Origin of the sequence: Dolichospermum sp. UHCC 0259 (assembly GCF_009711935.1) — a bacterium.
GTDB lineage: Bacteria > Cyanobacteriota > Cyanobacteriia > Cyanobacteriales > Nostocaceae > Dolichospermum.
Map to the genome: position 1 here is coordinate 31,184 of NZ_VIKX01000187.1, position 22,352 is coordinate 53,535.

The window sequence follows — 22,352 nt, forward strand, 5'->3', positions numbered from 1 at the left end:
GTTATAAGAGCTTTTTAGACTTGCAACACTGTTTCAGTGACCTTAAAACTGTTTAATTGCAAATGACAGAGCGGGGAACTAGCTTCGCATTCCGAGGTGTCGTGACTCAAATAACGGCTACCCTTCGACTCCCTTCGACATCGCTCAGGGCAAGACGCTCAGGGTGGTCTGGTCAGCACGGCTTGCTTGATTACTCTTGCAAGCCCAGTCCCTTTAGGGCTGGGTTACTGACATTTCCCTTGATAATTGCCACCTGACTGGGATCATTACCTACAGAACCATAGATAACTTTTATTGTCAGACTACCGTTAGGGCTACAGCGGAAACCGCTGTTATAAGGTACATCTTAGCCCCCTCATCGCTTGCGGGGAGGGGGTTGGGGGTGGGGTTCTTGTACCTCATAACACCGGGAAGTGCTGTAATTTAAATATTTTTAATAAATATGAAGAAACAAGATATTTTTTGGATTGCTGGACTGCTGGTAACTTTGTCGGTGTCGGCACTGTTTCCGGCAAAAGTCCTAGCAACTCAGCCAGAAAAAGTAGATAATTTTTTCAGCGTCAATACTAATGATCATACTGATGAAATTTATTACAATACTTCAGATCAACATTCAAATATAAACAATATCAACAACTTTTCTTTATACAAGTCTAATTACAGTTATTCTCTTGGCAATGAGATATTAACCGCACAGGAAACAAACAATCAGCAGCAAACGCAATTCACTCCAATTCAGCCAAACCTGCCTGTAGTTCCCAAGGAAATACCCTCTTTACCTATTCCAGAAGATAAACCAGAAACCAAACCAACATTAGCACCAGAACAAAATAAACAAGTCCTGAGAATTTTAATGCGTAGCTTGTTAGACAATAGCGCATCAAGATATCCATTTTTTGTGAACACAAGTGATAAACTAATTATTAATCCTCGTAATTTTCAACCCTCAAAATTTACTTTCTATGCAAATTTCGGTTTTGACCTAGATAACTTTCAACCAAGTAATGCGTTTCAAAAAGAGCAATTTAGTGATCCCCTCATTAAATCAGCTAATATTTCTATTTATCCCAATGACGAACAATTCTATTGGGTATTAGATGGTAATCGTGTGGTTATTGAAACCCAGGGAAACCATCTAAATTTTAGTTATCAGGGAAATAGTTATCAACAAAAATTGAGACAATTTGCTCAAATTTCTACAGCTTTTTTCGGTGTACAAACAGTATTTGCTTTTCCTACTGCTCTTACAGATTCAGTAGGAAGCAATAAATTAAATGACTTAAATGTTACTATCGCGGGGGCAGAAATCGTCCTACCTCCGGGAGTTCAGCTACCTGATAATGCCAGTTTTAATCTGAATATTACTGGCTCTGATGGTAGTTTGTTCCAAAAACTTATTCCCCTAGCTAACGCACCCAAATCAACTACAGACCAATTACTAGGAGGAGGTGCTTTATCTGGTAATTTAGATGCTAGGAATGCACCTAAATTTTTCCAAGGCTTTCCAACTGTCAATTTACAACCTTTATTAAATAATGGTGTTAAGTTAGAAGCTGGTAGTATTATTCCCCGTGAAAATCTCCTTGCTGCTGGACTGACATTAGGTGATTTTTTTACTAACCAGGGATATTCGTTTAAAGCTCCAATTACGTCTCTACCTGGGATCAAAACTTTACAAGTTAATCAAATAAATAATAATGATCTTTTTGAAGTCCTTAGCAATCCCTTTTTAACGAAAGAACAAAGAGATTTTCATTATCTTAATTCCTTAAGTTGGTCTAACCTTGGACAACAAAGTCCTGAAGTTACCACTTCTTCGATATTAAGTCCTCAAAACCAAGCTTGGTATAGATATACTTTGAGTCGGTCACATAACCGCACATTACTACAATATGACCCAGAAAAAATTAGATTAAATTATTTGAATGTTTTTGCTAATCCTGGCTTATCTGTAACTACAGCCCAATGGCAAGATACTGATTTGAATCAGACTACAAATGCTAGTCTAGGATTAATATTGGGTAGTGCTTTTAGTATTATTAATCCGGGTAATTTGAATGCAAGTATTAATGAAGCAAAAGAACAGTTTAATACCGTAAAAACTTTAGCGACGTTGCAGACAAAAGCCACATCTCAACAACGCAGACAAATGAATGAAAGGTTAAATAATACCCTAAGTTATGGTAATACTAATAGTAGCCTTGCCCAAGTTTCTGGAAGTTATACTTTTTCAGGAAATATTACTTCAGACAGTTCCTTATTATTACAACTAAGAACAGGTATTTATCAAAGAAATGTGCAATTTATTGAGCAAATAATACAACCTTGGACTGATGAAACTCCTGTTGTCATAGATTCGGTTTCTCTTGGTGACTTGGGTCCAATGTTTTCTAATATTCCCAAAACTAATGCTAATGCGCCTCAAACGATTACATATACCTTTTTGCAGGCAAAAACTTCAGATGGACAAATTTTATTTGATAAATCTTTTGTCTTTGATAATAATTTCGATAGTTTGTTTACAGCAGCTTCTATAATTGGAGGAGGAAAAATTTTTGATATAAACTTTAGCAGACTTCAACTGAGTACGTCTCAAAAAAGAGAAATTGAAACCTCTTCTTATACCGGAAATCTTTATTTACCGGCAGTGGAATTTGTCATATCTGGAAGTATTGATAATTTGAGTTATTCCCTATCTACAGGTATGTGGTTTAATCTTTTTCCTAATTCTGCACCAATGATTAATCAGAAGTTGGGTAACTTGAGTCCTAATGCTACAGCAGAAGGTTCTCTGGGAGGGATGTTAAAGTTTGCGACTAAAGCAGATTTTCGGAATACCTTTTATGATAAAAATAAACAATGGAGTACGATTATAGTTAATTCCCCTTTTCTATCACTAACTTATAATAATAATCCTAATCGTTTAAATTTATCAAGTCTTTCTATTGGTAATGTATTTCAGTTTGTGAAACCAGATTTTAATATAACTCTTTATCCCGTATTAAATTGTTCCCCCCAAATCCTCAATCCTGATGTTCAATCTACTAGTTTAGGTGATATTAGCACTTTTTTACTCATGAACTTTTCCCATAGAAGTGGTTTTAACTTCAATACTTCTTTCTCTTTTGGTAATCAAGAACCTTCATATCAAATTGAATCTACCTATGATGTTTTCAAAGATAAAGAATTAGGGACTGTCACAATTGGTCCATACTATTCAACTTATTCTACAGCTACCAAAGGATTTGAAAGTCAGTTAAAAGATCCTAACTATGGGATGATATTTCGTTATGCAAGTGCTAATTCTGGTTTAGTAATGAATTCTCGTTTGGGTAAAAGTGAGGATGGTTTTAGAGGGGACATGAATCTAGAATTTAAATTTTAGGAGATTTGAGAAACTCTCTCCTATATAAGGAGAGAGACTGTGATTTACTTTCATACTCGCTAATAAAATCTGAATTTATCCAACTCCCAAATCAATCTAAAACTGGTACAGGAAATGAAAGATTAACACTATTTATTACAGAACCAAAAGTAGAAATTGAAGTTGTATCCACATTAAAATTGACATCTCCACTAGAAACAGTATTTCCAGAAGGTAGAACTACATTAATATTAGATACAGTTCCTGATGTCGTAGTTGCCGCTGGAATAGCAATAGATGTACTTCCTGTCCCTGTGTGAATTTGAGGTGGATTACTGCCTTCTTTAATCACAGAAACAAAGCTAGGTTTTGTATTATTTGCTGCACCGTTAACGACAAAATTAGTTGGTAGTTGAAATACTGATGGGGTTGGAATAGTGGGATTAGGAACTGTAATGGTTGGCTTAGGAACGGTGATTCCTGGTTTAATAACGGAGATATTTGGTAATTTTATGGTGGGTATGGATTGTGCTTGAACACTTTCATGTATTAAGGTTGATAGCAGGATAGTTAAGATTAACCCCTTGACTTTAAGACTCGCAATAGATTTGATTTGGAATTTCATTGACTTTAATCCTTTATTTCAAAATAATAGCTTAACTTATATGCAAATATTTGTCATATTTTACTATAGCCAACACAACTTATAGCGGTTCTCGATTGAGTGAGATACAAAAACCCCACCCCCAACCCCCTCCCCGCAAGCGAGGCTACAGTGTACACACAAGTAGTCCTGGTATCGGTTTCAGCCTTTTCAAACCCCTAAATAGCTCAATTTTAGGTCACTTGAACTTTCACTTCATCATATAATTTGGGCATTAAGTTGCCAAAATTAGGTGTTCATTAGATATTATTGCTCAACTAGGTGGTTCATCTGGCGATCGCTCTAACTTTCGTGGTAAAAATTTGAATTGGTTGGGTCAATTTGTATAAACGATAACAAATCATTATTTATAAATATCAAATAACCATGATTTTGTCATGAAATTATATTTTTTCTATATACAATTAATCGTTATGTCATCAAATATTAATTTATTTTTCTGCTTGAAATCATTTATTAAATATTAGTTTATTCGTGATTAAAATATCTTTTTGTGTTACCTGTCCATAGTAATAATTAAAAAGAAGAAATAACCAACAATTTCAAATTATTGTATTTGCAGATTTTGACAAACCCACCTTGTCAAAGAAAATATTGCTATTCTTAAGGCTTAAATACTTATGTCATTTGATATTTATCAAAACATCCCCTCTCAAAAAGAAATCAATTACACTGCTATTTCCCAAACAAATCTCTTTCAAAATCCCACCGACAATAGTAATAGTATAAGTTGGGGTAATCATAGTAATGCTTCTCAACATAATCTAGAAACAAACTCCCCTATAGCTAGTAATAGCAGCTATAACTCTAACAATGGCTATGGCCTAGTTAATGCCGGATTAGCAGTCAGTAAAGCCGCAGGTGTTAGTCCCTATACAGATGCTCCTAATTTAGGTGGCAATAACTGGGGTGCGGATCTAATCAAAGCTCCCACAGCCTGGAATAATGGATATACAGGACAAGGAATTATTGTTGCCGTACTAGATACAGGCGTAGACTACAACCATCAAGATTTGAAAAATAATATTTGGAGTAACAGCAAAGAAATAGCTGGTAATGGAATAGACGATGATAGTAACGGCTATATTGACGATGTTCAAGGTTGGAACTTTGATAGCAGCAATAATAATATTTTAGACAACAATGGTCATGGAACCCATGTTTCAGGGACTATAGCCGCAGAAAACAACAGTATTGGAGTTACTGGCATTGCCTATAACTCTAAGATTATGCCAGTTAAAGTTCTAGATGCAAATGGCTCAGGTTCTTACTCAACTATCACTAAAGGCATTTATTACGCGGTTGACAATGGCGCAAAAGTTATTAATCTCAGCTTAGGGGGTAATTCCTCTAACGATACTCTTAAGTCAGCCATTGAATATGCCAGTAGTAAAGGTGTAATAGTCGTCATGGCAGCGGGTAATAATGGTGATTCATTGCCATCCTATCCTGCCCGCTACGCCTATAATTCAGGAATCGCCGTAGGTGCAGTAGATAAAAATAATAATCTTGCAAATTTTTCTAACCGGTCTGGTTCTCAAGAAATCACCTATGTTACTGCTCCAGGCATTGATGTCTACTCGACAATACCCAATAATCAATATGCCAATTACAATGGCACATCTATGGCTGCCCCTCACATTGCTGGTGTAGTCGCTCTCATGCTTAGTGCTAACCCTAACTTAACTGATATCCAAGTTCGCCAAATTATTATCAGTACATCTGCAAATAGCACTAATCCTCCAGATCCAACAACCCCTACAGAACCGGGGTTAAGAATGCCATCTTTCTTCCCCCCTCTCGACTCTTTTTTCCCTCTAGAACTAATCAATATAGTATCAAAATTACCTTTGGGACTTCAATCCCCAAACTCTATTCCCTTTGCCTCCGTCATTGTCTCTACTAGCAGCGGAAATCAGTTCAAGTTGCTTTTCGATTATCTGGAAACATCACCCACACGGCAGTCCGGTGATTCTAACGAAAAACCAACAAATCCCTTCCTTATCCAACTAACACTGCATTATTACGACGGTGCTGCAAGCAATAATAATAATATTGAAAATAGTGAAAATAGTCTTGACCCAGATTTCTCACCTAGAAACAAAAAAAGGTAGGTATTAAACCCACCTTGGTTGTAATTATAACATAAGAGCAAGTAAGTGAACACCTTAAATTACCAATTAATTACCAATTATTGGCGCACTCAAGGAGACATTTTGCACTGCTTTGGTTGCGGCTAAGGTTGGGACAGAATCACGCAATCTTGCTGTTAATTGTACAGTTGTAGCGTCGTACATTTGGGTTAGCAATTTGGGATAAAAACCAATACCAATAATAGGTATTAACAAACAAGCAATGATAAAAACTTCACGGGGTTCAGCGTCTATCAAATTTTGATGAGAAACTAACTCTTCATTTTCTTGTCCGTAGAAAATTTCGCGCAACATTGAAAGTAAATAAATTGGCGTTAAAATCACACCAACAGCCATCAAGAAAATGACAATGATTTTAAAAGTCGGGTTATAAGCATCGCTGGTGGCAAAACCGACAAATACCATTAATTCAGCGACAAAACCGCTCATTCCTGGTAATGCTAAAGAAGCCATTGAACAGGTTGTAAACATGGCGAAAATCTTTTGCATTTTCTTACCGACACCACCCATTTCATCTAACATGAGGGTGTGGGTGCGATCGTAAGTTGCACCGACTAAAAAGAACAAACTTGCCCCAATTAAGCCGTGAGAAACCATTTGTAAAACTGCGCCACTTAAACCCAAGTCGGTGAAAGAGGCAATCCCAATGAGAACAAAACCCATGTGGGAAATCGAAGAGTAGGCAATTTTCCGTTTTAAGTTCCTTTGGGCAAAGGACGTTAAGGCAGCGTAGATGATATTTACTACCCCCAAAACTACTAATACTGGGGCAACGTAAGCGTGGGCATCGGGTAGCATTTGGGCATTCATGCGAATTAAGGCATAACCACCCATTTTTAACAAAATACCTGCTAGTAGCATATGGACGGGCGCTGTAGCCTCACCGTGAGCATCTGGTAGCCAGGTATGGAGGGGAATGATAGGCAACTTGACAGCGTAGGCAATCAGGAAGCCGGCGTAGAGTAAAAGTTGTAAATTGAGTCCGAAATCTTTTAAGGCCAGCGATCGCATATCGAAGGTTACAGTATCGCCATAAAACCCCATTGTCAAGGAAGATAGCAAAATAAACAGCGAACCACCAGCGGTGTACAAAATAAATTTGGTCGCTGCATATTGACGCTTTTTCCCGCCCCAAATTGACAACAGGAAGTATATGGGGACAAGTTCCAATTCCCACACCAGGAAAAATAACAGCATATCCTGGACGGCAAAAACGGCAATTTGACCGCCATACATTGCCAAAATTAGGAAATAAAACAATTTCGGCTTTAGTGTTACAGGCCAAGCTGCTAAGATTGCCAGGGTGGTTATGAATCCTGTTAAGAGAACCAGAGGCATGGACAAGCCATCAACCCCTAAAGACCAATTTAAGCCCAATTGGGGAACCCAGGGATAACTTTCCACCAGTTGCAAATCGGGATTAGAGAAATCGTATCCAGTATAAAAAGCGCAGACAATGAGGACAAAATCTATCAACCCGACGATCAGAGAATACCAGCGCACGGTTTTTCCATCTTTATCTGGGATGATGGGAAGGAGTAGTGATGCGGCTATGGGAAATAAAATAATCGTCGTCAGCCACGGGAAATTAGCTATATTCATCACAATTAATCTGCTCTTAAAATCATGTTTGGCAACAAGTTAGTATCTAATAACTTCTAAATCACCTTAAATCAAGGATTACAGCCACAAGGTTAACATAGATGCTCAAATTAAGTTAATTTTAGATAAAAGAATTAACCAAATTTACCGCTAATGTAAGCTTTTGTATCTTCCTGTTGAGGATTACTAAAAATCATTTCAGTTGAGTTGTACTCTACTAAGTAGCCAGTCCGTCCACCTGTTTCTGAAGCTTTGACGTTAAAAAACGCGGTTTTATCAGATACTCGTGATGCTTGGTGCATATTGTGGGTGACGATGACGATGGTATATTGTTCTTTTAGTTCGTGAATTAGTTCTTCTACCCGCGCAGTAGAGATAGGATCAAGAGCAGAACATGGTTCATCCATGAGGATAACTTCTGGTTGGACAGCGATCGCCCGCGCAATACATAAACGCTGTTGTTGTCCACCGGATAATGATAACCCGTTTTGTCGCAATTTATCTTTGACTTCATCCCACAAAGCTGCTTGTCGCAAACTCCGTTCCACCAATTCATTCATATCACCCCTGTAGCCGTTAATTCTCGCACCAAAGGCAATATTTTCATAAATTGACTTGGGAAATGGGTTTGGTCTTTGAAACACCATCCCAATGCGTCTTCGCACTTCTACAGGATCAACGTTCGGTGCATAAATATTTTTGTCGTAGAAATAAACTTTACCTTCGGCTCTAAATGAGTCAATTAAATCATTTAGCCGATTATAACATCGCAACAAGGTAGTTTTTCCACAACCAGAAGGACCGATAAAAGCCGTAACTCGATTTTTAGGAATATCTAACCAAACATTTTGTAAAGCCAAAAACTTGCCATAATAGATATTCAAGTTTTCCGTGTGTAAAACCGATTCAGTTCCATTAATTGTGCTAATGATAGTATTCATAAAATCGGGCTTGATGGAGGAGGCAGAAGAAGGAGTCAGGAGTCAGGAGTCAGGAGTCAGGAGTCAGGAGTCAGGAGTCAGGAGGAAGAAGAAAGAAGAAAGAAGAAAGAAGAAAGAAGAATAGTTGTCACCAATGACCAATTATCTGTTCTCTGTTCTCTGTTCCCTGTTCCCTTGCCATAACGACAATTTTTAACGCCAACTTAATTAGGGCTTGCTGATAGCGTAGCGTGGCGTAAGCCATACAAAGCTAAAACTTAGATATATCAAAAGTTTGAAGGGGAAAAAAGTGAATGAGGTGCAAGGAATAAGGGTTGAAATTAGCAAAAACCTATCACTTAACTAGATTCAAGACTATTCTTCTCTTCTTCTAATTCTGACTCCTGACTCCTGACTCCTGACTCCTGACTCCTGACTCCTGACTCCTAGCCCTCACGGATAACTTTTTCAGCAAACCCTAATTAGATAAATTAAATCTTTTTTCTAGTTACCCAGCGAGCAATAATACTAGTAATTAAAACCATCAATACGAGAATTAAAGATGCAGCCCAAGCTAAAGATTGCCAAGTTTGATAGGGAGAAGTGGCAAAGTTGTATACTAAAACTGCTAGAGAAGCAGTTGGTTTGAGGATACTATCAGGCCAAAAAGAAGAAAAAAGAGCCGTAAATAGTAATGGTGCAGTTTCTCCAGCGGCACGAGCGATCGCTAAAGTAGAACCAGTGACAATCGCAGGTAAGGCACTTGGCAATACTACCAATATCACAGTTTGTAAATTAGTGCTTCCTAGTCCAATAGATGCTTGTCGTAAATCTTGAGATACTAATTGCAAAGCCTCATCCGTAGTTCGCACAATAATCGGTAACATCAAAATTGCTAAAGCGAATCCACCTCCCAGGGCTGAATAAGAGCCTAAATTCAGTTTTACCAAGGTTAAAACCACAATTCCATAGGCAAAAACTCCAGCAATAATCGAGGGAACTCCACTGAGAACATTAGTAGCAAAACGTATCCATCTGGCAACTTTTTGAGAACTAAACTCACTTAAATAAATTGCTGCCAACACGCCAACAGGAACACTAATTATAGCAGCAATTCCTACCATTAATAATGTTCCTAAAATGGCATTCCCAAAACCGCCATTTTTACCAAAAGGAGGTGGTGGTAACTGTGTAAAAACATTGATATCTAAACTACTAAAACCTCTAATTACTACATAATAAAGCACTGCCAATAAAGGAATCAGGGTCAAAACTCCACAAACAAAAGCTAATCCAGTCATGACCATACTAACCAATGTTCGCGGAGACGAAAGAGAGTGAGTCAGGCTTCCTCGCGGAAACAAAGAATTCATAATTTAACCAATATAACTTTTACTAATTTCATAAAGTACAAAATTATCTGCGTTTATCTGTGTTAATCCTCTTCCATCTGCGGTTAATTCTTTCTAGTTGTACCTAATTTGAACAGGAGAAATAAATTACTAAATTCGCTGTACTCTTGCCACAATAAAATCCGCCAGAATATTGACGATCATTGTTAAGATAAATAGAACTAAAGCTGCATACATTAAAGCCGCAATTTGTAACCCATTAGCCTCCGCAAATTGATTGGCTAATAAAGAAGAAATCGTATTTGATGGTGCTAAGAGAGAGATATTAATATTATTAGCATTACCTATTAACATTGTCACAGCCATTGTTTCCCCCATTGCCCTTCCAAGCGCCAACATTACCGCGCTGACAATGCCAGAAAAGGCGGCGGGGATAATAACTTGAAAAATGGTTTCCCAACGGGTTGCACCTATTCCTAGAGCCGCTTGACGCAAACTTGAAGGTACAGAAATCAAGGCATCACGAGAGATCGCCGTGATAATTGGTAAAATCATAATTGCTAATATTACTCCTGCTGGTAACATTCCTGGTCCTGTGGGTGCAGAACTAAAAATTGGCAACCAACCTAGATAAGTATGTAGCCATTTGCCTAAATTTTTTAAAATAGGGATTAAAACAAAAATTCCCCAGACTCCATAAACAACACTGGGAATAGCTGCTAGGAGTTCTACTAAAAATACCAGGACTAAATTTACTTGGGGGGGGAGAAAATTTTCACTCAATAAAATTGCTGTTCCTACACCAATAGGGATAGCTAAAATTAGTCCAATTAAAGAACTTATCAGAGTTCCATAAATCGCTGGTAGTACCCCATATTCATTATTAACAGGATTCCAATTGCTGGTAACAAAGAAATTAATCCCGAATTTTTGGATAGCTGGCCAAGCGCTAGTAGTAATTTGCAGGGCAATCCATAATAGAATAGCAGCGATCGCTAGGGCAAAAATTCGAGTTATCCAAATAAAGCTTCGATCTAAATTTCTATCTATTTCTGAACGGTTTTTTGTGGTTAATGGATCTTCTTGAAAAGTTGTAGTCATTTTCCTGACTCCTGACTCTTGACAAAGGGCGCAGGCCCTGCGCCCCTACTTTGGGAAACGGAAATTTTATAATCAGGACTAATTTGATCAGCCGCTGCTGCAACTTTAGCAATTACATTTGGTGGTAAAGGTACATATCCTAATTCACTAGCTATCTTTTGTCCATCAGTTAAAGCATATTCAATAGTTGCTTCCATTGCTTTAGCTTTGCTGGCATCAGGATATTTCTTATAGGCGAGAATCCAACTGTAAGTTACTATTGGATAGGATTCTGCACCTTCAGGATCGGAAATAAAAGCACGAAGATTTTCTGGTAAATTTACTGATGCTAGAGTTTTAGATGCTGATTCTTCAGAAGCTAAAATAAACTGGTTGGATTTATTTTCTAAAGATGCAAATTTGAGCTTACTTTCTTTCGCATAGCCATATTCTACATAACCAATAGAACCTTGAGTTTGTTGAATTTGGGCGGTAACACCTTCATTGCCTTTAGCACCAACTCCTATCGGCCATTTTACACTTTTACCTTCACCAACTTGAGTTTTCCATTCTGGACTAATGGCACTAAGATGTTTAGTAAAAACGCCCGTAGTTCCGCTACCATCAGCGCGAAAAATAACTTTGATTTCCTCTTTTGGCAATTTTATATTAGGATTGATTTTAGCGATCGCCGGATCATCCCAAAATTTAATTTTACCCAACAAAATATCAGTGTAAACTGCTCGTGACAACTGGAGTTGAGGTATTTCTGGCAAATTATAAGCGAGGACAATACTCCCAGCAGTCAGAGGTAATAGTAACACACCTTTTTCCGCAGGGACTTTTTTAATTTCTTCATCCTTCATCGCTACATCACTAGCGCCAAAGTCTACTGTTCCTTGGGTAAACTGTTCAACACCTGCACCACTACCCACAGACTGATAATTAACTTTTAAATTGGGATGTTTTTTGTTTAACTCTGTAAACCAAGTTTGATAAAGTGGTGCGGGAAAAGAAGCGCCAGCGCCTACTAATTCCACATTACCTCCTAAATCTAGGGTCTTAGAATCGGCAGTAGTTGTGTTTGTCGTTTTATCAGGAGACTCACTCATATTTGGATTATTTGAGTTAGTTTCTCCACAAGCTGATAGACTAATTACTACTGTTAATACAGATATTGAAACTGTCAGGCAATTATTTTTCATGAAACTGATTTTAAGTAGAGCTTACTAAAATCTTCTTTCCCTTGGCTTCTTAGTCCCCTACCTTGTTTCCAAGACTATTTTTAGCCCCAAGTTAATCCTGAAACCATTGATTGATAAAGGGTTGAGATTTATCAAGCCTCCAGTTCGGATCAGTGTGCCTGGGACTTGATTATATTCACTGAAAACTTGTCAAACATCCTCTTAAAGATAGGTTGATTATCCATTAGGAAACTTTCAATGTATAATTTTACAATTTCTGTTATATTAGCGATCGCTTCTTTTGCACCTACTGTTAATTAACCCTTGCACCTAATCAATGTTTGCTGCCTCGAATCAACTGCTATGGTCTATGATAGGCTTGCTCCTCACAATGGGTGGTACTTTCCTGGAAGCTTATGGTGTTACCTCACCTTGGAATTGGAGTCAGCACGGAATTCAAACCCTTTCACTAGGTGTCAGCTATCAAATTGGTGCAGTCCTATTGGTGGGCTGTTTAGGAGGTCAAAATGCTGGTGCGCTCTCGCAAATTGCCTACTTGGTCATGGGATTAACCTTATTGCCTGTATTTGCCGAAGGAGGCGGTATCGGTTATGTTAAACTATCTCAGTTTGGCTATTTGCTAGGATTTATTCCCGGAGCTTGGATTTGTGGATATTTAGCCTTTAAAGCTCGACTTCGACTAGAAACTCTGGCTTTTAGTTGTCTTTGTGGCTTATTCACCGTTCACATCTGCGGTATTGCTTATTTAATCATCAGTTATGTTTTACCCTGGAGAGGAACAGAAAATCTATCGCTGATTCAAGCTATCCTGAAATACTCCTGCTTTGCACTACCAGGACAACTAGTAGTTGTTTGTGCCGTCACCATAGTAGCTTATGTGCTACGACATATAATGTTTTATTAGTAATTGGTCATTAGTCAGTGGTCAGTGGTCAGTAGCAAGGAAAAATAACCGACAAAGAACAACTGACAACCGACAAAGAACAACTGACAACCGACAAAGAACAACTGACAACTGACAAAGAACAACAGACCAATTTATCATGCGTATAAAAAATCGGTTCTTTTGGATTGCCGCTCTGATAGCATTTGTATTAGACCAACTGACAAAATACTGGGTAGTGAAGACCTTTAGCCCAGGACAAACACTACCACTATTGAGCGGGATATTTCATTTTACCTATGTGACTAATACAGGTGCAGCCTTTAGTTTATTAAGTGGCAAAGTAGAATGGTTACGGTGGCTATCTTTGGGTGTTAGTTTAGTATTGATAACCATTGCATTATTTGGACCATTGTTAAGTTTTTGGGAGCAACTGGGCTATGGGTTGATTTTAGGAGGAGCAATGGGCAATGGTATTGATAGATTTATATTAGGGTATGTCGTTGACTTTCTGGATTTTCGGTTAATTAATTTTGCCGTATTTAATCTGGCTGATTCATTTATTAGTATTGGTATAGTTTGCTTGTTAATTGCCTCATGGCAAAAAACACCAAGTAATTAAAAAATTTAATTCTTCCGTTGGAAATTTCCCCACTTCCCCGTTAACTTTTAACTTGCAATTGTTTATGAGTTCTCCCCAACCTCCTCACAAGCCGAAAACTATATTTGGTCAAGTCACTCAAGCGGTCAACACCATTCATGCTAGAGTCAACTTTTCCATGAAGCTCAAACCCAATGCAAAAGTACCAAAACTATTGGTGCATGATGCCGGCGGGAATCAAGAAGAAGAATATGATTTATTAGGCGATCGCTATATACTAGGACGGAGTTCAAAATCCTCTGATATCGTCGTCCGTAACCCACTTGTCAGCACAGTTCACCTCTCATTATCGCGGGACTCCACCCAAAACACCCCCGTTTTCACAATCAAAGACGAAAACTCCACCAACGGGATTTATCTCGGCAAAAGGCGGATAAATACCCTAGAACTACGTCATGGAGATGTTATTAACTTAGGACCACAAGACCTAGCTGATGCCGTCAGTATTCAATACATAGACCCCCCAGCTTGGTACATCAAAGCTGCCACCTGGACAGCCTATGGAGTCGGTGGTGTCACAGCTTTAATTGCCCTAGCCATAGGTGGAGAATGGCTGAAATTTCACGTTCGACCCCTACCTACAGCCACTCGCGCCCCCGTCGTTGTCTATGCCCGTGATGGCTCAACCCCACTCCGTGAACCCCGCAACATCGCCCACATAGACCTGAAACAATTATCAGACTTTGGCCCATATTTACCTGCTGCGGTTGTAGCCTCAGAAGATAGTCGTTACTATTGGCACTTTGGCGTAGACCCTCTGGGTGTGTTACGAGCCGTACTTATCAACAGTCGTAGCGGTGACGTTCAACAAGGGGCAAGTACAGTTACCCAACAAGTAGCTCGAAGTTTATTCCGGGAATATGTAGGCAGTCAAGACTCTTTAGGACGGAAAATCAAAGAAGCCGTCGTCTCCCTCAAACTAGAAACCTTTTACAGCAAAGACGATATTTTACTAACCTACTTAAATCGCGTATTTTTAGGTGCAGACACCTCCGGCTTTGAAGATGCCGCTAAATATTATTTCAACAAATCCGCCAAAGAATTAACCCTAGCCGAAGCAGCCACCCTAGTAGGAATTTTACCCGCCCCCAATGCCTTCGATTTTTGTGGCAGTGGTCGGCGCAAACTCGGTGCAGCCGACTACCGCAATCGAGTCATTAAACGACTGCTAGAAATGGGCAAAATTACCCAAGAAGAAGCCAACCGCGCTCGCCGTTCTACCGTTCAAGTTAACCCCAAAGTTTGCGAAAGGCAAGCCAAAACCATCGCCCCCTATTTCTATGATTACGTCTTTCAAGAACTCACATCAAGGCTAGGTCCAGAAGCAGCCAGAGAAGGTAACTATATCATCGAAACCCAACTAGATCCAAATATCCAAGCCAAAGCCGAAGCCGAGTTAAAAAAATCCGTCACCAAAGCCGGCTCAAATTTTGGCTTTTCCCAAGGGGGAATGGTAACTCTGGACTCAAAAACCGGGAGTATTGTAGCAATGGTAGGCGGCACTGATTACAGAAAAAGCCAGTTCAATCGCACCGTTCAAGCCCAAAGACAACCGGGTTCTACCTTTAAAATTTTTGCCTACGCTGCGGCCATAGAAAAAGGGTTTTCTCCATACAAAAGTTATTCTTGCAACCCTTTAACTTGGCAAGGCTTTACCTATAAACCCTGTCGGGTTGGTGCTGGTGGTAGTTTAGACATAACCACTGGTTTAGCACTTTCGGAAAACCCCATTGCTTTGCGGGTAGCCAAGGAAATTGGCTTGAATCAAGTCGTAGATATGGCGCAGCGTTTGGGTGTTAAATCCAATCTTGAGGCAGTACCCGGTTTGGTATTAGGTCAAAGTGTGGTTAATGTGTTAGAAATGACCGGGGCATTTGGGGCAATTAGTAATCGTGGAGTCTGGAATCCTCCCCATGCTATTAGTAAAATTCGTGACAGTAGTGATTGCAAGGATCTCAAAGATTTTGAAACCTGTCGAGTAATTTACTCCTTTGATACAGATCCAAATGGTTCTAAACAAGTGCTAAAACCAGCAGTTGCCAATCAAATGACTACTATGATGCGGGGAGTAATTACTAGTGGGACAGGTCGTAGCGCGGCTATTGGTTTAGGCGAAGCAGGTAAAACCGGAACAACAAATGATAATGTTGACCTCTGGTTTATTGGTTTTATTCCCAGTCGTCAACTTGTCACCGGCATTTGGCTAGGAAATGACAATAATTCACCTACCTCCGGCAGCAGCGCCCAAGCAGCACAACTTTGGGGTAATTATATGGGTAAAATTGCTAAATAGGGTCAGGAATCAATGACCAAAATTTAAGGATTTACAAGATTAAAAATTTTTATGGATATTAGTAATAGTAGGTTGGGTTGACGCAAGGAAACCCAACAATAATCAATAAAAGCGTAACGTAAAATTAATGATAAATAAGTTACAACATACAAAACTTCAGATAAAATAATGACTACAGATGCAGAATATAAGGCAAGAATTACCAGCTATAACTGGGATAATTTAATCAAATTATGGTCAGAAATTGAATCAGGTAATACACCAAATTGGGATGCAGGTAAGGCATTAGAATATCTTGTTTTACGAGCATTTCAACTCAACAACGCCGAAGTAACCTGGCCTTACAGCGTGTATTTAGATGGAGAAGAAATAGAACAAATTGACGGAGTAGTTTATGCAGATGGCTTATCTTGTATAATAGAATGTAAAGATACAGCAAAACCTGTTAAAATTGAACCTATAGCCAAGTTAAGAAATCAACTATTACGCAGACCAGCAGCAACTATTGGTAGTATATTTAGTCGTAGTGGATTTACAGAAGCATCGGAAACCTTAGCTGGATTTGTTGCACCTCAAACGATTCTATTGTGGGGAGGAGAAGAAATTAAATATTGTTTAGAAAATGAGTGTATACGTAGAGCATTAATCAAAAAATATCGTATTTGTGTTGAACAAGGACTAGCTAATTACAGCATTAAAACAGAGGTTCTATCATGACTTTATCTTATATAGTATTAGAAGGTAATAAAAACCAAGAAATCATAGAAAAATTACTGCCTAAAAATTTAATTCAAGATGTGAAAATAGTAGTAGGTGAAAGTCAATATGAAGTAAGATCATTAGCAAGTTCACTGATTGCTACTAGACATATTCCTGTAATATTAATTTTAGATGCTAATACAGATAACGAATCTCAAATATTTGAAAAAAGGGATTTAGTTAATTACTTATTACGTCGTGCTGCGGCTAAAACACCTTTTCAAGTATCTTTAGCTATTCCCGAAATAGAAATTATATTTCTCCAAAATAAACCATTAATTGAAAAAATCGCCCAACGTCAATTTAATGATTTAGAATGGCAACTAGCGCAAAGTAAACCTAAAGAATTTTTAGAGACAGTTTTAGGAAAAGAACAATCAATTAGTGAGAAAATATTTAGTAATATCAATCATGAAGAAATTAAGATATTGCAACAACATCCATTAATACAAGAAATAATGGAATTTTTGTCATTACTTACTCCGTCTTTTGTCTCAATTAACTAACCATATATTTGTAGGTTGGGTTGACGCAAGGAAACCCAACATCATTTTTCAGATCCCCGACTTCTAAGATTAATTATTTGTTGAATAGAAAAATCTTGAAAAGAAGTCGGGGATCTTTTGGGAAAATGGAAATGCTTATAATGTAGAAATAGTGGATTACCATTAGGAGAAAATGTCATGGAAAATAACTTACTACATAATCCCCATGCTGGTGAAATTTTAAAATATGAATTTTTAGAAGAATTAGACATCAGCGAAAATACTTTAGCTGTTAATTTAGGTTTAACTTATTCTACTATTCAAGGAGTTATTACAGGTAAACTTAAAATGACAGCAGATATAGATTTGCGCCTTTGTCGCTATTTTAGACTTTCAGATGGTTATTTCTTAAGATTGCAAAATGCTTATGAAATAATGGAAGCAAAAAGAAATTTAGGAGAACTGTTAAATCAAATTATTCCTTATTCTTTACTAGCAACAGATTAATACATCTCATTCAAGATGTTCAATTCGTTGTAGGAAACGGACAATATCAGCGTTATTTGAAATATCTAAAATCGGCTTAAATTCTCTATCATCATGCCATAGTCAGGTTTTTGGGTTGCAAGGGGGTTGCATGACCTTGGCTATAGTGTTATGCTGACCTATGGCTTCAGAAGCTATAGATTGCTTCTAAATAACTTGATAAGGCACGCAAATTTAATAACCTGCAATTCTGATTTAAACTGGGAATGGTGCGTTACGCTGTCGCTAACACACCCTACTTTTGCAATTTATTTAATTTAATTCACATTCCTAAGTTTTTGTCGTTGACTGAGCCAGGATGTTATCTAAAGTTATTCAGCAACGCCCAAAATTTAAGGATTTACAAGATTAAAAATTTTTATGAATATTAGGGTATGCCCTGCGGTTGTGGTCTTGAGTCAAAATAGTGTTACAGTGGGGCGAAAAATTACGAATGTCTTAGCTGGTGCAAAATTATACGGTTTAGTTAATCGCACTCATGATGTTGATATTAGCTTTACCAATTTTGGCGAAACTTTAAGAGAATTATTCGCCGCTGGTACACCGATAATTGGTATTTGTGCGGCAGGGATTTTGATTAGAACAATTGCACCGTTGTTAACTGACAAGGGACAAGAACCGCCAATTTTAGCTGTAGCTGAAGATGGTAGTGCTGTTGTTCCACTTTTAGGTGGTTTAAGTGGTGTAAATGATTTAGCGCGTCAGGTGGGGTTAGGACTGAATATCCAACCAGCAATTACCACAACGGGAGATATCCGTTTTCACACTGCTTTGTTGTCTCCTCCTGTTGGATATCATTTAGCTAACCCAGAACATGGGAAAAAATTTATTGCTGATTTATTGGCTGGGGGAAAAGTTAAATTACAAGGAATAGCACCTTGGTTGAGTGAGAGTAATTTACCTATTGATGAAAATGGTGAGTTAATTATTCAAATTACTGAAAATTTGGGTAATTCTGATGCTAATTGTTTAGTTTATCATCCTGGGAAAATTGCGATCGCTCTCACCAACCCAGAACCAGATACAATCACTCAAATTCACCAAATCCTCGCAGAATCTAATTTAGCACCTACCGCAGTGGCAGGAATATTTGCACCGCTACAACTGGCGAATAATTCCCAACTTCACTCTATAGCGACGACTTTGGGCGTTCCTACCCGCTTCCTACCCACCAATGAATTAACGGAATTAGTTTTGGCAGCTACAGGTGCAGATGGTCGAATTGTATCATCCCCATTTTCCCATATAGCCGTTGCCATTTCCACACAAATTATCAACCCCGACACCATTGGACAAACCCAAGGCAAATTAGCTATTATTGGTACTGGCCCTGGTGCATCTCAATGGATGTCACCCCAGGTAAAGGAAATTTTGGCAGCAGCGACGGATTTAGTCGGTTATAAAACTTATATTAATTTAATTGGACATCTCGCAGATGGTAAGCGTGTTCATGAATCAGATAACCGCGTGGAAGCAGAAAGGGCATATCAGGCACTAGATTTAGCTGCATCGGGAAAATATGTAGCTGTTGTATCTTCTGGCGACCCCGGTATTTACGCAATGGCGGCGGCAGTATTTGAGGTTTTAGAGCAATATCACAAACCAGAATGGCAAACCATTGATATTCAAGTCGCCCCTGGTATTTCGGCTATGCAAGCCGCAGCAGCCACTATTGGTGCGCCTTTGGGGCATGATTTTTGTGTGATTTCTCTCTCTGATATTTTGAAACCTTGGGAAATTATTGCTCAACGAATCACCGCTGCGGCTACAAGTGATTTTGTCATTGCTTTCTATAATCCTGTATCAAAAGAACGCACTTGGCAACTAGCCGCCGCGAAAAAGATTTTAATGGAATACCGTAAACCCAATACCCCAGTTGTGTTGGGACGAAATTTAGGAAGAAAGGGAGAAGAAGTCAAGGTTACGACTCTAGAAGAGTTAGAACCAGGATTAGCAGATATGCGAACTGTGATTATTATTGGTTCTTCTCACACTCGACAAATTCAGCAAGATCATAATATTTGGGTTTATACTTCCCGCCGATATAATGCTGAGGATTGATGTTTTTTCTATTAAATAGAATATCTATTTTTTTCTTTCTTCTTCTTTCTTTCTCCTTCTTCTTTCTTCCTCCTTCTTTCTTCCTCCTTCTTTCTTCCTCCTTCTTTCTTCCTCCTGACTCCTCTAAGATATAACTCTCTTAATTATGTCTAGTTTATATCAGAGAAAGACTTGATTTTTTTATGATTATCATCAACAATAAAAACATCATGTTTCAGACATGATTGTAGCCAATAAAAGTGACAGAAGCCCTGATAATGTCCGCTCTTGCGGACATTTTACTTATTATAAATTATTGGAATAATTCTTACTTTTTATTAAAAAAGGCGAGTTTACTCGCCTCTATAAATCTATTTATTACATTTTTATTTCACATTAGTGTGGTATTGATTTTGTAACTTTGTAATAGCAAGTTATCAAAATATCAACAACTACCAGCCCAAGTTATCCATTTATGGGATAAACCTATATGCAAAATCTCTCCAGTTCTCTCGAATTGTGTGATAATTGTTGTTGTTAAATCAACACCCATAAATTCAGCTTCATTGACATTACTATCAATTAAATTGGCATGATATAAATCAGCGTTTGTAAAGTTAGCACCACTCACTTCTGCTTGGTTGAGATTTGCACCGACTAAGTTTGCTGAAGTTAAATTTGCAGTTCGCAAATCAGCGCCACTCAGGTTAGTTTTTCTGAGACTGACTCTAGTTAAATCAGCGCCAATTAAGTTAACTTCACTTAGGTTGGCATTTTCCAAATTTGCTCTAGTTAAATCAGCATTAGTGAGATTGGCTCTAGTGAGGTTACAACCACTCAGATTTGCTTGAGTAAGATCCGCTCCGCTTAAATCTGCTGCTTCTAAATTTATGCCTCTCAAATCGGCACGTCTTAACATAGCTTGGTGCAGATTTATTTCTGGGAAATTCCTTTCTCCTGATTTATAAGACTTCAGAAGTTGTTGAGTATCCATATTTCCACCTCATTGTGTCTACAGGTGAGTTATTACACTTCCCAAACCACACACAATTACTTGAGATTTTAGCGATCGCAATTTTAGCTAAAAATCTTGCCTTCATTATACCATTAATTAAGAAAATAATTAAATAAACGTTACAATCTATGTAGTTTATGAAAAAAATAGCGATAGTTTAGATCAAAAATCCTTTTATGACAGCTAATTTAATATCTCATTCTCCCTCTGATTTTATTAACTCTTTATCCAGTGCTGCGACTGCGTACCGAGCCGGAAATCAATTACCCTCGGCGGAAATAATGGTAAATGCGTTACTGGCAGCGGAAAAAACCGCCAAGCTACAAAAGTTAAATTATTCTTTTGAATCCCTCAATGGTAAATGGCGACTTTGTTTTGCTACTGGTACTAAAAAAGTCAGAAATCGTGGGGGAATTATTTTAGGTAAAGGTTGGTATGTACCCAGATTTACGAAGATTCATATTTGCTTGAATCCGGCAGAAACAGAGGCTTTGGGAACAGGAGAAATTGCGAATCAAGTCCAATTAGGAGGAATATTATTAAAATTAACCGGACCGATAAAATATTTAGGAAAAAAGAATTTATTGGCGTTTGATTTTATCAAAATGCAGATTAGTTTATTTGATTGGATGTTTGTCAATCAAAATATTTCTACAAGTAAAGGTGAAATTAAAGATTTTGATCAGCAACCCATAGCTAAATTGGCTTTTTTTGCTTTCTTTCTGGTGACAGAAGATATGATTGCTGCTCGTGGACGCGGAGGTGGTTTAGCTCTTTGGATTAGAGAAAATTAAATTATATTTGCAAAATATTAAGTAGTGGAAAACTCCCATTTTGCCTGTTGTTACCAATCTTAAAAAAAATCGTAATAAGAATTTAACACCATCTGGCAATAGAAAGACTAGAATCAAGACGGACAGATTAGCCCTGTAATAAAGGAGCATTATAAAACAATGTCCGATTTAAATCGCGGAATCATGAAATTTGAAGGTGCAGATTCACCTAAACTGATTACAATTTCTACTGTGGTACTTTTAGGATCAATTGCTGGCCTGATTATTTGGGCGCTTACTGCCGCTTATGCACTAGGCTAAATTCCTTAAATAACATTTGGGACACTAGTAAGACTATCATTGTTTTCTAGTGTCCTTATATTTAAGAGGAGTTAGGAGGTAGGGGCGCAGGGCCTGCGCCCAATCAGGAGTCAGGAGGAAGAAAAGAGAAAGAATTATTTTGAATCTTGTCAAGGCTAATTATTTTGATATTATCAACCTTAATAGTCCTTGGAAGTATTGATTTATAAGGGTGTTATGTTTATTAGGCAATTCAT

Annotated in this window: 19 protein-coding genes; 12 read left to right on the forward strand and 7 right to left on the reverse strand. The window is 38.0% G+C overall.

Annotated elements, in window-relative coordinates:
* Nucleotides 1-442: 442 nt before the first annotated feature.
* Nucleotides 443-3,385, forward strand: coding sequence for a hypothetical protein (locus FJR05_RS14655; RefSeq protein ID WP_168644776.1), 2,943 nt, complete (start codon nucleotides 443-445; stop codon nucleotides 3,383-3,385).
* Between the two features lie 91 nt (nucleotides 3,386-3,476).
* On the opposite strand, the gene FJR05_RS14660 is transcribed toward FJR05_RS14655, so the two are convergent.
* The gene (locus FJR05_RS14660; RefSeq protein ID WP_168644777.1) at nucleotides 3,477-3,989 is read right to left on the reverse strand and encodes a hypothetical protein; all 513 of its coding nucleotides are present in this window, start codon (nucleotides 3,987-3,989) and stop codon (nucleotides 3,477-3,479) included.
* 659 nt (nucleotides 3,990-4,648) lie between these two features.
* Between FJR05_RS14660 and FJR05_RS14665 the strand changes: the two genes are divergently transcribed.
* Nucleotides 4,649-6,142, forward strand: a complete 1,494-nt coding sequence (locus FJR05_RS14665) for a S8 family peptidase (protein WP_168644778.1) — start codon at nucleotides 4,649-4,651, stop codon at nucleotides 6,140-6,142.
* A 66-nt stretch (nucleotides 6,143-6,208) separates the two neighbouring features.
* Here FJR05_RS14665 and FJR05_RS14670 read toward each other — a convergent pair whose 3' ends face one another.
* Together FJR05_RS14670 and pstB are read right to left on the reverse strand one after the other, a co-directional pair.
* Complete coding sequence (locus FJR05_RS14670; RefSeq protein WP_168644888.1) at nucleotides 6,209-7,783, reverse strand: NAD(P)H-quinone oxidoreductase subunit 4; 1,575 nt, start codon at nucleotides 7,781-7,783, stop codon at nucleotides 6,209-6,211.
* Between the two features lie 134 nt (nucleotides 7,784-7,917).
* Entirely contained in the window at nucleotides 7,918-8,724 is an 807-nt protein-coding gene (pstB, locus tag FJR05_RS14675; protein WP_168644779.1) for a phosphate ABC transporter ATP-binding protein PstB, read from the reverse strand.
* On the opposite strand from pstB, the gene FJR05_RS14680 reads away from it, so the two are divergent.
* Nucleotides 8,711-8,848: a hypothetical protein gene (locus FJR05_RS14680; RefSeq protein ID WP_168644780.1), complete on the forward strand. Its 138-nt coding sequence runs from the start codon at nucleotides 8,711-8,713 to the stop codon at nucleotides 8,846-8,848. The genes pstB and FJR05_RS14680 overlap by 14 nt on opposite strands.
* A gap of 346 nt (nucleotides 8,849-9,194) precedes the next feature.
* On the opposite strand, the gene pstA is transcribed toward FJR05_RS14680, so the two are convergent.
* The 3 genes from pstA to pstS all read right to left on the reverse strand — a co-directional run bounded on the left by pstA (nucleotide 9,195) and on the right by pstS (nucleotide 12,340).
* Nucleotides 9,195-10,076, reverse strand: coding sequence for a phosphate ABC transporter permease PstA (pstA, locus tag FJR05_RS14685; RefSeq protein WP_168644781.1), 882 nt, complete (start codon nucleotides 10,074-10,076; stop codon nucleotides 9,195-9,197).
* Nucleotides 10,077-10,205: 129 nt separating this feature from the next.
* Nucleotides 10,206-11,156, reverse strand: coding sequence for a phosphate ABC transporter permease subunit PstC (pstC, locus tag FJR05_RS14690; protein ID WP_168644782.1), 951 nt, complete (start codon nucleotides 11,154-11,156; stop codon nucleotides 10,206-10,208).
* Nucleotides 11,153-12,340, reverse strand: a complete 1,188-nt coding sequence (gene pstS / locus FJR05_RS14695) for a phosphate ABC transporter substrate-binding protein PstS (protein WP_168644783.1) — start codon at nucleotides 12,338-12,340, stop codon at nucleotides 11,153-11,155. The genes pstC and pstS overlap by 4 nt, the downstream gene beginning before the upstream one ends.
* Nucleotides 12,341-12,656: 316 nt before the next feature.
* Here pstS and FJR05_RS14700 point away from each other — a divergent pair, with 316 nt between their 5' ends.
* The 7 genes from FJR05_RS14700 (at nucleotide 12,657) to cobJ (ending at nucleotide 20,028) form a co-directional block, all read left to right on the forward strand.
* Nucleotides 12,657-13,244, forward strand: coding sequence for a biotin transporter BioY (locus FJR05_RS14700; protein WP_168644784.1), 588 nt, complete (start codon nucleotides 12,657-12,659; stop codon nucleotides 13,242-13,244).
* A 139-nt stretch (nucleotides 13,245-13,383) separates the two neighbouring features.
* The gene (gene lspA, locus FJR05_RS14705; protein WP_168644785.1) at nucleotides 13,384-13,845 is read left to right on the forward strand and encodes a signal peptidase II; all 462 of its coding nucleotides are present in this window, start codon (nucleotides 13,384-13,386) and stop codon (nucleotides 13,843-13,845) included.
* Between the two features lie 64 nt (nucleotides 13,846-13,909).
* A complete protein-coding gene (locus FJR05_RS14710; RefSeq protein WP_168644786.1) occupies nucleotides 13,910-16,177 on the forward strand; it encodes a transglycosylase domain-containing protein in 2,268 nt (755 codons plus the stop codon).
* Between the two features lie 168 nt (nucleotides 16,178-16,345).
* The gene (locus FJR05_RS14715) at nucleotides 16,346-16,894 is read left to right on the forward strand and encodes a restriction endonuclease (protein WP_168644787.1); all 549 of its coding nucleotides are present in this window, start codon (nucleotides 16,346-16,348) and stop codon (nucleotides 16,892-16,894) included.
* Nucleotides 16,891-17,442: a hypothetical protein gene (locus tag FJR05_RS14720; RefSeq protein ID WP_168644788.1), complete on the forward strand. Its 552-nt coding sequence runs from the start codon at nucleotides 16,891-16,893 to the stop codon at nucleotides 17,440-17,442. Before FJR05_RS14715 ends, FJR05_RS14720 begins: the two co-directional genes overlap by 4 nt.
* A gap of 177 nt (nucleotides 17,443-17,619) precedes the next feature.
* Nucleotides 17,620-17,928, forward strand: a complete 309-nt coding sequence (locus tag FJR05_RS14725) for a HigA family addiction module antitoxin (RefSeq protein WP_168644789.1) — start codon at nucleotides 17,620-17,622, stop codon at nucleotides 17,926-17,928.
* A gap of 399 nt (nucleotides 17,929-18,327) precedes the next feature.
* A complete protein-coding gene (cobJ, locus tag FJR05_RS14730; protein ID WP_168644790.1) occupies nucleotides 18,328-20,028 on the forward strand; it encodes a precorrin-3B C(17)-methyltransferase in 1,701 nt (566 codons plus the stop codon).
* Between the two features lie 424 nt (nucleotides 20,029-20,452).
* Here the strand turns inward: cobJ and FJR05_RS14735 are convergent, their stop codons facing one another.
* On the reverse strand, nucleotides 20,453-21,001 hold the full coding sequence (locus FJR05_RS14735) for a pentapeptide repeat-containing protein (RefSeq protein WP_168644791.1): 549 nt from the start codon (nucleotides 20,999-21,001) through the stop codon (nucleotides 20,453-20,455).
* 197 nt (nucleotides 21,002-21,198) lie between these two features.
* On the opposite strand from FJR05_RS14735, the gene FJR05_RS14740 reads away from it, so the two are divergent.
* Nucleotides 21,199-21,816 (forward strand): hypothetical protein, encoded by a 618-nt coding sequence (locus tag FJR05_RS14740; protein WP_168644792.1) that lies wholly within the window; start codon nucleotides 21,199-21,201, stop codon nucleotides 21,814-21,816.
* A gap of 159 nt (nucleotides 21,817-21,975) precedes the next feature.
* Entirely contained in the window at nucleotides 21,976-22,116 is a 141-nt protein-coding gene (locus tag FJR05_RS14745) for a hypothetical protein (protein ID WP_027401772.1), read from the forward strand.
* Nucleotides 22,117-22,352: the final 236 nt, after the last annotated feature.

Excerpts from the sequence above, each read along its gene's own strand:
- FJR05_RS14665 (WP_168644778.1), top strand. The coding sequence starts at position 4,649 with ATGTCATTTGATATTTATCAAAACATCCCCTCTCAAAAAGAAATCAAT.
- FJR05_RS14710 (WP_168644786.1), top strand. The coding sequence starts at position 13,910 with ATGAGTTCTCCCCAACCTCCTCACAAGCCGAAAACTATATTTGGTCAA.
- FJR05_RS14735 (WP_168644791.1), bottom strand. The coding sequence starts at position 21,001 with ATGGATACTCAACAACTTCTGAAGTCTTATAAATCAGGAGAAAGGAAT.
- pstB (WP_168644779.1), bottom strand. The coding sequence starts at position 8,724 with ATGAATACTATCATTAGCACAATTAATGGAACTGAATCGGTTTTACAC.
- cobJ (WP_168644790.1), top strand. The coding sequence starts at position 18,328 with ATGAATATTAGGGTATGCCCTGCGGTTGTGGTCTTGAGTCAAAATAGT.
- FJR05_RS14725 (WP_168644789.1), top strand. The coding sequence starts at position 17,620 with ATGGAAAATAACTTACTACATAATCCCCATGCTGGTGAAATTTTAAAA.
- FJR05_RS14680 (WP_168644780.1), top strand. The coding sequence starts at position 8,711 with ATGATAGTATTCATAAAATCGGGCTTGATGGAGGAGGCAGAAGAAGGA.
- FJR05_RS14715 (WP_168644787.1), top strand. The coding sequence starts at position 16,346 with ATGACTACAGATGCAGAATATAAGGCAAGAATTACCAGCTATAACTGG.
- FJR05_RS14655 (WP_168644776.1), top strand. The coding sequence starts at position 443 with ATGAAGAAACAAGATATTTTTTGGATTGCTGGACTGCTGGTAACTTTG.
- FJR05_RS14745 (WP_027401772.1), top strand. The coding sequence starts at position 21,976 with ATGTCCGATTTAAATCGCGGAATCATGAAATTTGAAGGTGCAGATTCA.
- lspA (WP_168644785.1), top strand. The coding sequence starts at position 13,384 with ATGCGTATAAAAAATCGGTTCTTTTGGATTGCCGCTCTGATAGCATTT.
- pstC (WP_168644782.1), bottom strand. The coding sequence starts at position 11,156 with ATGACTACAACTTTTCAAGAAGATCCATTAACCACAAAAAACCGTTCA.
- pstA (WP_168644781.1), bottom strand. The coding sequence starts at position 10,076 with ATGAATTCTTTGTTTCCGCGAGGAAGCCTGACTCACTCTCTTTCGTCT.
- FJR05_RS14700 (WP_168644784.1), top strand. The coding sequence starts at position 12,657 with ATGTTTGCTGCCTCGAATCAACTGCTATGGTCTATGATAGGCTTGCTC.
- pstS (WP_168644783.1), bottom strand. The coding sequence starts at position 12,340 with ATGAAAAATAATTGCCTGACAGTTTCAATATCTGTATTAACAGTAGTA.
- FJR05_RS14740 (WP_168644792.1), top strand. The coding sequence starts at position 21,199 with ATGACAGCTAATTTAATATCTCATTCTCCCTCTGATTTTATTAACTCT.
- FJR05_RS14660 (WP_168644777.1), bottom strand. The coding sequence starts at position 3,989 with ATGAAATTCCAAATCAAATCTATTGCGAGTCTTAAAGTCAAGGGGTTA.
- FJR05_RS14670 (WP_168644888.1), bottom strand. The coding sequence starts at position 7,783 with ATGAATATAGCTAATTTCCCGTGGCTGACGACGATTATTTTATTTCCC.
- FJR05_RS14720 (WP_168644788.1), top strand. The coding sequence starts at position 16,891 with ATGACTTTATCTTATATAGTATTAGAAGGTAATAAAAACCAAGAAATC.